This is a genomic window from bacterium (genome assembly GCA_035295165.1).
Lineage (GTDB): Bacteria > Sysuimicrobiota > Sysuimicrobiia > Sysuimicrobiales > Segetimicrobiaceae > JAJPIA01.
Window position 1 is genome coordinate 48,782 of sequence record DATGJN010000112.1, and the last position, 11,740, is coordinate 60,521.

The following is an 11,740-nucleotide window of genomic DNA, read 5'->3' on the forward strand; positions in this document are numbered from 1 at the left end:
TGGCGGGATTCCGATGGATCAACTGACTGCGGCCGCGGCGCGCGCCCTCGCCGAGGGTGATCCCCTTGGCGCCTTGAACTGGGTCGCCCTGCGCGACGACGCGCCGGCGCTCGCGCTTCGGGGCATCGCGATGGCCCAGCTCGGCGATCTCGTACGGGCGAAGGCGCTCCTCCGGCGCGCGGTGCGCGCCTTCGGCCCCAAAGAGGCGGTCGCCCGCGCGCGGTGCGTCGTCGCCGAAGCCGAGATCGCGCTCGCCTCGCGCAACCTGGGCTGGTCCGCGAAGGTGCTCGATGCGGCGCGGGCGGCGCTCGAACGGCACGGCGACCGGGTAAACGCCGCGCATGCGCGGCTCCTCGAGGTCCGGCGCCTCCTCCTGATCGGACGCCTCGAGGAGGCCGAGCGTACGCTCGCCGGGCTCCACCCCGCGTCCCTCCCGCCAGGGTCGAGGGTCGCCTACGAACTCGTCGTTGCCGGGATCGCGATGCGGCGCCTCCGGACGAAGGCGGCGCGTGCTACGCTGGCCCGGGCCGAGCGCGCCGCGCGCCACGCGCGCATTCCAGCGCTGACGGCGGAGGTCGAACGCGCCCTCCTCGTCCTGAACACCCCCGCGGCGCGTCTGATCGCGGACGGCGAGGACCGGCTCCTTCGACTCGAGGAGGTCGAAGCGCTGCTCGGTTCCAACGCGCTCGTCGTGGACGCGAGCCGCTATGCTGTGCGTGACGGACGCACGGCGATCTCGCTCGCGAGGCGTCCGGTGTTGTTTGCCCTCGCGCGCGCACTGGGGGAGGCGTGGCCGCGTGACGTGCCGAGAGATGCACTCGTCGCGCGCGCCTTTGGCTGGAAGGTCGCCGATGAATCGTATCGCGCGCGGCTGCGCGTCGAGGTCGGCCGGCTCCGCAGGGCGCTTCGGCCGCAGGCTGACATCCGCGCGACGCAGCGCGGGTTTGTGCTGGTGCCGCGGCGCGCACGCGGGGTCATCGTGCTGGCGCGCCCGTTCGAGGATGAGCATGCGCCGATGCTCGCCTTTCTCGCCGATGGGGAATCCTGGTCGAGCTCGGCCCTGGCGCTGGCGCTCGGAACGAGCCAGCGCACGGTCCAGCGGGCGCTCGACGCGCTTGCGGCGGCGGGCAAGGTGCAGTCGTTCGGCCGCGGTCGGGCCCGGCGCTGGATGATCCCGCCCGTGCCGGGACTCACCACGCCCTTGCTGCTTCCCGCCCCGCTGCCGGTCGGCTAGGATGGACGCATGAGTCGATCAGCAGCCGAAATCGTCCGTGAGTACGGCCCCTTTCCTGACGTCGAGCGCGTGCATGGGGTGTCGTATGACGGCTGGTACGTTTGGTTTGCTGCTGGGGACAGGATGCACGCGCTCGATCCCGCGAGCGGGAAAATCGTGCGCTCGATCGATGTCGCGGCGCAGGCCGGCACGGCCTTCGACGGGCGGCATCTGTTTCAACTCGCCCGGGGCCGCATCCAGAAGGTCGATCCAGAGACCGGCCGCGTGGTGGCGACGATCCCGGCGCCCGGCGGTGGCGGCGATTCGGGCCTCGCGTGGGCCGAGGGGACGCTCTGGGTAGGGCAGTATCGGGACCGGAAGATCCATCAAGTCGATCCCCAGACGGGGGCGATTCTCCGCACGATCGAGTCCAAGCGCTTCGTCACCGGGGTCACCTGGGTCGACGGAGAGCTCTGGCACGGCACCAATGAGAACGGCACGAGCGATCTGAGGCGGCTCGATCCCCGAACGGGAGAGGTCCTGGAGACGATCGAGCTGCCCCCGGGCGTGGCTGTGTCGGGGCTCGAGTCCAACGGCGGCGATCAGTTCTTCTGCGGAGGAGAAAAGAGCGGGAAGGTGAGAGCCGTCCGCCGGCCCAGGCGAGGCTCTGCGGCCGGCAGCGGTTCCGGAATCCCGGCTGGTTCTACGGCCAGGTAACGGTTCGGGTGGAGACCCGCGGCGCCTCTCTGAAGGCTGCGCTGCGAGCGCGCATCGCCGACGTCGTCAGGCTGATTTCGAGCGCGAAAAGCGGCCGCGCCTGGCTCGGCCGGGCGTCTCAAGGGAATGCCGCCAGGTGAATCCATCAAAATCTTGTGGGGCGCCGTTGAGTCCAGGCGGAAGTCCCGGCTGGTGAGCGCTGAAGTTGACGCTTTGCAGCACTGTACCAGTCGTTGAGGTAAGATCCGCTCGGTATCGGGGACATCGCGGACAGGGATTGTGCGTAGACCAATCGGAAGAGCCCGCTTCGACTGGAAATCGCCAACATGTCGAGGCCCGCGCCCTTAGGGGCGTTCAGCGTCTGCCTTCCTCGATGCCATCTAGCATGATTGAGACGCTTGAACGGTCTGTCCGGACCTTATCTTCTATCCCTGAGAGCAACGACAGACGCCATACGGACGTGACCCGGGAAGCCGGGGAGTCAATCTTTGAGCCCGGTCGTCATGATGCCCCGGACGTAGTATCGTTGCAACCAGACGAACAGCGCGATCACGGGGATCGTCGCGACGGCGGACGCTGCAAACAAGTTGCCCCAGAACTGGGTCTGGCTCGTGGTCTGCTTGGCGATAAACACGGTGATGAGTTGCTTCGTGTCATCCGACATGACCACGAGCGGCCAGTAAAACGCATCCCATGCGAACAGGAACGTAAACAGCGCCAACGTGGCCAAGCCCGGCAGGACGTTCGGAACCACCACATGCGTGAGGACCCGCAGAGGCGACGCACCATCCATGATGGCCGCCTCGTCCAATTCAGTCGGGAGCTCCTCGAACACCTGCTTGAGGAAGAAGATCCCAAACGGGCTGAAAATCCACGGCAGGAAGAAGCCCCAGTACGTATCCTGCAGATGCAGCGTCCGGACCGTTGTGAACAGCGGAATGACGATGGCATCGAACGGGATCAGCAGCATCACGAGGACAAGCCCGAACACGAGATTGCGGCCCGGGAATCGCACGCGCGCGAGAACGAACGCGGCCACGGTGGAGACAAGCACGGTGCCGACGACCTGCGCACCAGCTACCAGCAGTGAATTGAACACATAGCGTCCGAAGGCCTGGTCTCGAAACACGGCGATGAAGTTGACGAGCGTCGGCCGGCGCGGCACGAACGTCCACACGGACAGTGAGAACACGCCTGAGAAGATATCGGCGTACGGTTTGAACGCCGACGCCACGAGCCATTCGTAGGGCGCGAGGAACACGAGCACGATGACGAGCACCGCAAGCGCGAGACCCACGCGGCGGAGGATCGATTCCGGCGTATGCGCGCTGTTCATTCCGGGCGAAGAAGCCGGAAGTACACCGCGCTCAGGCCGAGGATGATCAGCAGCACGATGATCGCCAGGGCCGACGCGTACCCCATCTGGTAGAACAGGAAGGCGCGTTCGTACATATAGTATGTGGCGACCTCGGTGCGGGCCAGCGGCCCGCCCTGCGTCATGACGTATACGGGCGTATACACTTGGAACGCGTTGATCGTCGCGATCACCAGCGAGAACAGCGTGAAACGTTTGAGGAGCGGCAGCGTGACGCTCCAGAACTGTCTCCAGTGTCCGGCCCCGTCCACCTGCGCCGCCTCATAGTATCCTTGCGGGATGCCCTGGAGCCCGGCGAGGAAGATCAGGGCGGTGAAGCCGAGGTCCTTCCAGATCGTGACCGCGGTGAGCGAGGGAAGCGCGAGTCTCGGGTCGATGAGGAAATTCAGCGGCGCGACGTGCACTTTTCGGAGCAGCGCGTCGATGATGCCGATCGTCGGATTGTACATCAGCGCCCACAGGGTTGCGACGACGACGAACGGGGTGACGACGGGCAGGTACACCGCCGTGCGGACGACGCTCGCCCAGCGCCAGCTCTTCTGCATGAGCAGCGCGATGGCGAGCGCGAGGGGGATTTGCACGCCGATCTTCATCGCGGCGTACTGAAACGTGACCGAGAGCGACTGCAGAAAGCCGGCGTCGTGCACGGCGCGGAGGTAGTTGCCGGCGCCGGTGAAGACGCGCTGCCCGGAAAGAAGATCGTACTGGTAGAGGCTGTTCGCGGCCGCCTGGGCGATCGTGCCGACCCGGAAAATCAACAGACCCGCGAGCGGTACCGCGAGGAACGCCCCGGCCGTAAGCAGCGCGCGCCGACTCGAGGGGGAGGGCCACGCGCCCTTCCGACGCGCGGGCCCGACGGGCATCAGCGGAGCCCCCTTAGCGGCAGGCGCGGTCCCGGCTCGGCCGCCGCCTGCGCTACTTGTGCGTCGACCAGAAATCGTCCAACGCGGTTTGCACCTTCGACGCGAACGCGGTCATCTCGGTTTTCACGTCCGCGCCGGCGCTGACGTTCGTGATCGTTTGATTCAGCAGCGCCGTGTACTGCGTGTAGATGGGGATGCGGATGCGCGGAGCGCTCTCTCGTTCGAACTCCTGCAGGTCCAGCGACTTTGGCACGCGCTTGTATACGTCGGTCGTATTCGCCACGGATCGCCGCGCCGGAAGCTGCGGATTGTACTGGAACCACAGACGCTCGCCCGATCGGCTCGTCATCCACCGCGCGAAGAGGACGGCTTCCTTCGCATGTCGCGTGCGGGCCGACACGGTGAACGCGAGCGACCCGTTGTGTACAAACGGGGAGTGGAAGTAGGGCGCCGGCGTCACCGACCACTTGACGCTCGCGTATTTGTTGACGAGCTTGCCCTCGGCCCATTCCGCCCCGAGCCACGCGGCCGCGCGGCCGGTCGGCATGGCGTCGGGAATCGGTGAGCTCGGCATGATGTTCTGTTTCCACATGTCCTGAAACAGCTGCATGGCCCGGATGACCTCGGGCGCGTCCTGGTACCCAACCACGGTGCGTCCGTCGGGGCTGATGCCGGCCCAGGCTTTGTAGGCGCTCGATGTCTTGGGAGCTTTGGGGTCCCCCGCCGACCGAAGACACCCTGCAAGGAGGTACTGTCCAGAGATGAGATCGAGCCCGTAGCGATCGGGTTTGGTCACTTTCTTCAACGCCTCGAAGGCCTGGGGCCAGGTCCACGCCGTCGCCAGGGAATCAGGGGGCTTGATCCCGGCCGCCTCGAAGGCGTCGAGTCTGTAGTAGAGGAGCGGAACCGACTGTTCGGACGCGAGCCCGTACAGCTTCCCGCCCCAGGTGGCCTCTTCGAGGGATGACGGATAGAAGTCGTGAAGGTCGTCGGCGGGGATGTACGGATTCAGCGGCAACAGCACATTCTCCGCCGCGAAGCTCGCCACCGCAGGTCCGTCGATATAGAGCACATCGGGCGGCTCCGACGCAGCCACCTGGGTCTGTATTTGCCTGTACAGCTCCGTGAAGGGCATGGCGTTGCGTTGCACTTTGATCGACGGGTACTGTCGCTGAAACTCTGTGATCATCGCCTCGTGGCCCTCGTCCCATGGGCTGCCGGCCTCGTCCAAGAACCGCAGCGTGACCGGCTCCCTGCCCGCGCCCTCGAGCGGCCCGGTCGTGTCTACCCACGGTGCTGTCGCCGCATGCACGGTTGGCTGCGATCCGTCGGAGAGCAGGTAGCCGGAGATCCCGAAACCGAGGAACGCGCCGATGGAGTTCCGAAGAAGGCGACGGCGCGATATCTGGTCGGTCGCGTGCGGCTGAGGTGCGGAGCGCTTGCCGTTCCGTGCTGTAGGCTTCGGCATCGCAAGGGCCTCCGTCAGGATCAGGATGGATAGACGTACCGGGCGAGTAGGGTAGTTCAGCGGGCTGCCGTGGGGGTCCTCTCCGCGCTGGTAAGTTGAGGATGAGGAGGCATCATGACGACGCGGATCATCATCGATTGCGACACTGGCACGGACGATGCGCTGGCCATTCTGTACGCGCTGAGCCGTCCCGACCTCGATGTGCTTGGGATCACGACGGTCTTCGGAAACACCGACATCGCACAGACGACGCGCAACACGCTGCAAGTTCTGGAGCTCGTAGGGCGCGCCGGCGTCCCGGTCGCCCGCGGTGCCGAACACCCCCTCGTCGGCCGCTTCACGCAGGGCGCCGCGTGGATTCACGGCCGCAACGGGCTGGCGGATATAGAACTCCCGATCCCTGTCCGTCGTCCGGAAGAGGCCTCGGCGCCGGAGTTTCTTCGTCGGCAGCTTCGCGGCGCTCCGGGCGAGATCACGCTCGTGGCCACCGGGCGCCTGACGAACATCGCGACCCTTCTCCGGCAGGATCCCGAGTGCGCCCGGCTGGTGCGCCGGTGCGTGCTGATGGGTGGTGCGGTGACCGCGCCGGGCAACGTGACCCCCGTCGCCGAGGCCAACATTTGCGGCGATCCCGAGGCTGCGGCGATCGTGTTCGGTTCGGGGATGCCGATGACCATGGTGGGGCTTGACGTGACCATGCGAGCGCTCCTGTCCCAGTCGCAGATCGACCGGCTGGCACGCGCCGGCGGCCGCGTTCTGGACGTCGCCAGCGAGATCGCCGCCTTTCGGTTGCGGTCCTATCGGCGCCGAGACCCTCGAATCGGCGGGTGTGCCATTCACGATGTGCTGGCGGTGGATGTCGTGGCCGACCCTACGGTCGTTCGAACGCAGCGGTGGCCGGTCGAGATCGAGACCAAAGGCGATGTTACCCGCGGGATGACCGTTGCCGACCGCCGGCCGCATACGACCGCGCCGCCCAATGCAGACGTCTGCGTCGAGGTCGAGGCTGATCGGTTCCTCGAGCGGTTCGAAGAGCGCATGGGGACGTACCGTGGAACATAACCCTTGATCGCGGCCCCTGGCGGCTCTGTGACCGCACCGCGTCTCGCTCCGGCCGGTCGGCGGCGCGATCCCCCAGTGCGCCTAGGCGCGCCCGTGTCTGTGGGGATCGAGCAGATCCCGGATCCCATCGCCGATGTAGTTGAAGCCGATCACGGTGAGGAAGATCGCGAGCCCGGGAAACGTGGCCACCCACCACTGGGCGAGCAGCTCCCGCCCCGCGCTCACCATCGCGCCCCACTCGGGGGCCGGTGGGGTCGCGCCCAGTCCGAGGAAACTCAACCCGGCGCCGGTCACGATCGCCGATCCGAGATCGATCGTCGCGAGGATCATGATGCCGGGCACGATGCCCGGCAGGATCGCGCGGCGAAAGATGCCCCACGGCCGCTGCCCGATCGCCCTCGCGGCCTGCACGTACTCGCGGTGCTTCACGGCCAGCACCTCGCCGCGCGCGAGCCGGGCGTAGGGAGGCCACCAGACGAGCCCCATCGCGATCGCCGCGTGAAGCAGGCCTGGGCCGAGCGCGACGACGATCGTCATCGCCAGGATGATGGCCGGGAATGCCATGACGAGTTCGGTGCCCCGCATGATCCCTTCGTCGGCCCATCCGCCGAGGTACCCCGCCACCGCACCGGCGAACATGCCGGCGCATCCCGCGAGCGCGACGACGGACACGGCGACACTCAACGTGTAGCGGCCACCGTACAGCACCCGGGTGAGGACGTCGCGTCCGAGGTCGTCGGTGCCGAACAGGTGCACGGGCGACGGCGGCTGGAACGCATTCTCGAGGTGTTGCACGTCGAACCCCTGCGGAGCGACGACCGGGGCGGCGATCGCCGCGAGGATCCAGACGCCCGTCAGCGCCGCGCCGAGGATCAGCCCGACGTGGCGGCGCGGGCGCGCTCGTCCCTCTGCGCCCGCGCCGTCAGGCATAGTGGATCCTCGGGTCGATCAGGGCGTACAGCACATCGACGCACGCGTTGATGATCACGTACATCGTGCCGACGACGAGCGCCACGCCCATCACGGCCGGAAAATCGAGGCTGGCGGCAGACGAGACGGCGTAGCGGCCGAGCCCGGGCCAGGAAAAAATTGTCTCCGTCATCACCGTCCCGGACATCAGCTGCGCGTAGAGCGTACCGGTGATCGTGATGACGGGAATCAACGCGTTGCGGAGCGCGTGCCGCACGACGACCGACCATCTCCGCAGGCCCTTCGCGTGGGCGGTCCGGACGTAGTCCTGTGAGAGGACCTCCAGCATGCTGCTGCGGGTCATCCGCGTCACGAAGCCGATGCCGACCGTGGCGAGGACGATGGCGGGGAGGATGATGTGACTCAGGGCATCGGCAAACAGGTCCGGCCGGCCGCGCAGGAGACTGTCGACGAGATACATGCCGGTGATCGGCGCGGGCGGTGTGATCCCGGTGGAGAGGCGGCCCGGCGGCGGCGCCCAGCCGAGCCGGAAGTACACCGTTGAGAGGAGGAGGATCGCGAACCAGAACGTCGGCACCGCGACACCGATCGCCGAAATCGCCCGGACGGCGAGGTCGACCGCCGAGTCTCGCGCCACCGCCGCGAGGATCCCCAGCGCCGTCCCGATGACGGCGGCCCCGACTAGGGCAACCGTGGCCAGTTCGACCGTGGCCGGCAGCGACAGTTCGAGCTCCACGAGCACGGGACGGTCCGTCGCGATCGACGTGCCGAGGTCGCCGTGGAGCAGGTGGCCGAGGTAGAGCACGTACTGCATGACGACCGGCTGGTCGAGGCCCCATCGGTGGCGGAACGCCGCGACGAGGGACGGGCTCTGCGTGGCTCGGTCGCCCAGGTTGGCGAGGACGAGGTCCGGGGGCAGGAGGTGCGAGACCAGGAAGGTGACAAGCGTGATGCCGAGCAGCGTGGGGAGGGCCAGGAGCGCCCGGCGCAGCAGATACCGGCCCATCGGACGGCTGCGGTGGGCGCCGGCTCCGGCCGGCGCCCACCGTGTCGCTTACTTCCGTCCGAGCGACTCGATCTGGAGGAAGTAGAGCGGATGGAACTTGAACTGCGTGATGTCGTCGCGCGCCGCAGTGATGGCGGTCGGCTGCGCCAGGAACACGTACGGGGAGCCCGGTGTCGCGAGCAGGCGGTTGTACTGCTCGTACATCGTCTCGCGCTTCTGCTGATCGGGTGTCTGTGCCGCCGCCTTGACGAGCGCGGCGCCCTCGGGGTTCTGCCAGTGGAGACGCTTGTTGATGAAGCCGCTCACGAAGTACGACCAGTTGTCCGGATCCATGTAGTCCGGGAACCAGAACCCGATCGCGGTTTCCGGCTTCCCCTGACGATAATAGGTCAGGAAGATCGACTGCTGCACCGGCTGGAGGCGGAGATCGATGCCGATCGTGGCGAGATCGGACCGCAGCTTCTGCGCCAGCCGGTCGAGCGGCAGGGCCCCGTAGTTCGTCCCCGAGGCCCAGGTGAGGGTCACGCTCGCCCGAGAGACCCCAGCCTCCTTCATCAGGCTCGCCGCTTTCGCGGGGTTGTGGGGATAGAGCAGCTGCTTGTTCAGCGAGTCGGGGAATCCGAGCATCCCCGGCATCATGATGCTGCCGATGCGCTGCCCGTGCCCGTGCATGATCCCGGAGACGATGCCGTTGTAGTCGATGCTGTACTTGACCGCCTCGCGGACCTTGGGGTTGTCCCACGGGTGGGCGCTGCTGTTCAACCCGAGGTAGACCGTGTACGCCGACGGGTCTTCGAGGAGCGCGATGCCCGGCTTCCCCTTGAGGCTGTCGGCCTGGTCGGCGTTGAGGTCGAGCGCGAGGTCGACATCGTTCCGTTGCAGCATGAGCGCCTGCGTGCTGGGGTCTTTCACGTGCCGGATGATGACTTCGCGGAAGAACGGGTGGGCGCCGTAGTACTTGTCGTTCCGCTCTAGGACGATCTCCGTCTCGCGCGTGTACCGCTGGAGGACGTACGGACCGGCGCCGGCCGAGTTCGTATAGAACCACTGTTCGGCCTTGTCGAGCGTGTCGGCTCCGGGCGTCTCGACGCCGCCGTGGGCGCGCACCGTCTTGCTGTCCACGATCGAGAACACACCCGCCCCCACCGCGGCAAGGAAGGTCGCATCAGGAGCCTTCAGCGTCACCCGCACCGTCTGCGGGTCGACGACGTCGACGGCCTTGATCGAATCGGCCAGAAACGAGCCGTATCCTTTGATGTTGTGCGTCCGGAGGAGCGAGAAGCGCACGTCTTCGGACGTGACGGGATTCCCGCTTGAGAACACGGCGCCCTTGCGGAGCTTGAACGTGTAGGCCGTCGCGTCGGGGCTCACGGTCCAAGACTCGGCCAGATCCGGCTGGATCTTCCAGAAGTCCGGCGCGACCTGCTTGACGAGGCGGCTGTAGATCGGAAACTGGAGGAAGACGCCGCTCACGTCGTAGGACTTGTTGGGGTCCGGCGTCCGGATATCCGAGATGTCCTTGGCGATGACCAACACGTCCGAGCGGGACGCGCCCGCTGCGTGCGAGCCCGGAGCACCAACGATCGATAGGGCCAGAATCAGGACGACCAGACCGGACCAGACTCGACGTCGTACGTTCATACACGCCCCCCTTGCCAGCATGGCGGTTGTGTCGATCGATGGTCTTGCGCGATGCCGCGCCGCACCCTGCAAATAGCACTCAAGTTCGCGCGCGGAAGGGGGGGTCCTGCCCGACCCGGCGACCGGTCGCACGCCGGACCGTCACTCGATCGCCTCCAGCCTCTCCAACAGGAAGAAAGGAGCCCGCCCCCCCGCCCGCAATGATCAGGAACTCCTCTGTCGCACGCGGGGCGCCGTCCTCGACGTTGTCCGACTGTCCCCTGGCGTCCGCGACTACCGCGCGTCGCGTACGATCGCGCCGGCCTGCATGACGAAGGCAACCTGGTGCAACGCCGCGATGTCGGTCGTCGGATCTCCCTTGACCGCGATGAGATCCGCGATCTTGCCGCGGACGATCGTGCCGGTCTCATGGTCCGTTCCGAGTGCCTCGGCCCCGCGAGACGTCGCGGCCGCGAGCGCCGCGCTCGGGCTCATGCCGCATGCCACCATGTGCTCGAGCTCCTCGGGCAGCGACTCGAACCGGCCGAGCCCGAAGAAGAGATCCGTGCCGGCGCCCATCGGGACCCCGGCCGCGAGCGCGATCTGGAAGCTCTCGACCGCGCGCTTCGCGCGCACGGGAATCGACCGGAACATCGGGATGGCTTTGAACTCGTCCCACCGCTCCATGATGCGCTTCGACACGAGCAGCGTCGGGACGAGCGTGATCCCCCGGTCGGCCATCTGACGTGCGGTCTCCTCGTCGAGGTCCGACCCGTGTTCCATCGTATCCACGCCCGCCCGCACCGCCATCTGGCTGGACCCGAGGATCGACGCGTGGCACGCCACCCGCCGGCCCAGCCGGTGCGCCTCGTCGACGATGGCGTCGAGCTCCTGCTGCGTCAGCTCCACGACGTTCAGCGGCCCGTTGGTCGTCACCTTGATGCAGTCCGCGCCCGCCTTCACCTGCTCGCGGACGGCCCGCCGGCAATCGTCCGGACCGTCGACTTCGCGCGCCATCCCGGGAAGGGCCGGCGGCTCCGACCCGTGGCCGCCGGTCATGCAGAGAATCTGCCCGCACGGCACGACGCGGGACCCCGGGATGTCGCCTCGCACCACCGCGTCGCGCGCCGCCGCGGCGATGCCGCCCTGGGTGCCGACGTCGCGGACCGTCGTGATGCCCACCGCCTGCGCGGCGCGGAGGTTGCGGGCGGCCCTGAGCGCGATCGCCGCCACGGTCGGGGCGAACGCCCGCGGGCCCCACCCCAAGTGCACGTGAAGGTCGATGAGGCCGGGAAGCAGCGTGCAGCCGCCGAGGTCGATCGTCCGCACGTCGCCGGCGCCGTCTCGAGGACCGCCGGCCATCACGTCGGCGATGCGGTCGCCCTCGACGACCACCGTCCGGGGCTCGGGCCGCCGGCCCGTGCCGTCGAAGACGGTCGCGCCGCGCAGAATCATCCGGGTCATCTCACACCTCCGATTCGAATCG

At 67.5% G+C, this 11,740-nt stretch carries 10 protein-coding genes; 3 read left to right on the top strand and 7 right to left on the bottom strand.

From position 1 onward, the window contains the following. Window positions 1-13: 13 nt before the first annotated feature. Together VKZ50_19515 and VKZ50_19520 are read left to right on the top strand one after the other, a co-directional pair. A complete protein-coding gene (locus tag VKZ50_19515) occupies window positions 14-1,234 on the top strand; it encodes a helix-turn-helix domain-containing protein (protein ID HLJ61920.1) in 1,221 nt (406 codons plus the stop codon). 9 nt (window positions 1,235-1,243) lie between these two features. Next, window positions 1,244-1,930 (top strand): glutaminyl-peptide cyclotransferase, encoded by a 687-nt coding sequence (locus VKZ50_19520; protein HLJ61921.1) that lies wholly within the window; start codon window positions 1,244-1,246, stop codon window positions 1,928-1,930. 481 nt (window positions 1,931-2,411) lie between these two features. On the opposite strand, the gene VKZ50_19525 is transcribed toward VKZ50_19520, so the two are convergent. Genes VKZ50_19525 through VKZ50_19535 form a run of 3 tightly spaced genes read right to left on the bottom strand, consistent with a single transcriptional unit; the run spans window position 2,412 to window position 5,636 of the window. Then, a complete protein-coding gene (locus VKZ50_19525; GenBank protein ID HLJ61922.1) occupies window positions 2,412-3,266 on the bottom strand; it encodes a carbohydrate ABC transporter permease in 855 nt (284 codons plus the stop codon). After that, a complete protein-coding gene (locus VKZ50_19530) occupies window positions 3,263-4,168 on the bottom strand; it encodes a sugar ABC transporter permease (GenBank protein ID HLJ61923.1) in 906 nt (301 codons plus the stop codon). Before VKZ50_19530 ends, VKZ50_19525 begins: the two co-directional genes overlap by 4 nt. A 52-nt stretch (window positions 4,169-4,220) precedes the next feature. After that, on the bottom strand, window positions 4,221-5,636 hold the full coding sequence (locus tag VKZ50_19535) for a sugar ABC transporter substrate-binding protein (GenBank protein ID HLJ61924.1): 1,416 nt from the start codon (window positions 5,634-5,636) through the stop codon (window positions 4,221-4,223). Between the two features lie 114 nt (window positions 5,637-5,750). Here VKZ50_19535 and VKZ50_19540 point away from each other — a divergent pair, with 114 nt between their 5' ends. Next, on the top strand, window positions 5,751-6,698 hold the full coding sequence (locus tag VKZ50_19540; GenBank protein HLJ61925.1) for a nucleoside hydrolase: 948 nt from the start codon (window positions 5,751-5,753) through the stop codon (window positions 6,696-6,698). 81 nt (window positions 6,699-6,779) lie between these two features. Here VKZ50_19540 and VKZ50_19545 read toward each other — a convergent pair whose 3' ends face one another. The 4 genes from VKZ50_19545 to VKZ50_19560 form a co-directional block, all read right to left on the bottom strand. Next, window positions 6,780-7,628, bottom strand: a complete 849-nt coding sequence (locus VKZ50_19545) for an ABC transporter permease (protein ID HLJ61926.1) — start codon at window positions 7,626-7,628, stop codon at window positions 6,780-6,782. Next, a complete protein-coding gene (locus VKZ50_19550) occupies window positions 7,621-8,634 on the bottom strand; it encodes an ABC transporter permease (protein ID HLJ61927.1) in 1,014 nt (337 codons plus the stop codon). The genes VKZ50_19545 and VKZ50_19550 overlap by 8 nt, the downstream gene beginning before the upstream one ends. Before the next feature lie 48 nt (window positions 8,635-8,682). Then, window positions 8,683-10,275, bottom strand: coding sequence for an ABC transporter substrate-binding protein (locus VKZ50_19555; GenBank protein HLJ61928.1), 1,593 nt, complete (start codon window positions 10,273-10,275; stop codon window positions 8,683-8,685). A 273-nt stretch (window positions 10,276-10,548) separates the two neighbouring features. Next, entirely contained in the window at window positions 10,549-11,718 is a 1,170-nt protein-coding gene (locus tag VKZ50_19560) for an amidohydrolase family protein (protein HLJ61929.1), read from the bottom strand. Window positions 11,719-11,740: the final 22 nt, after the last annotated feature.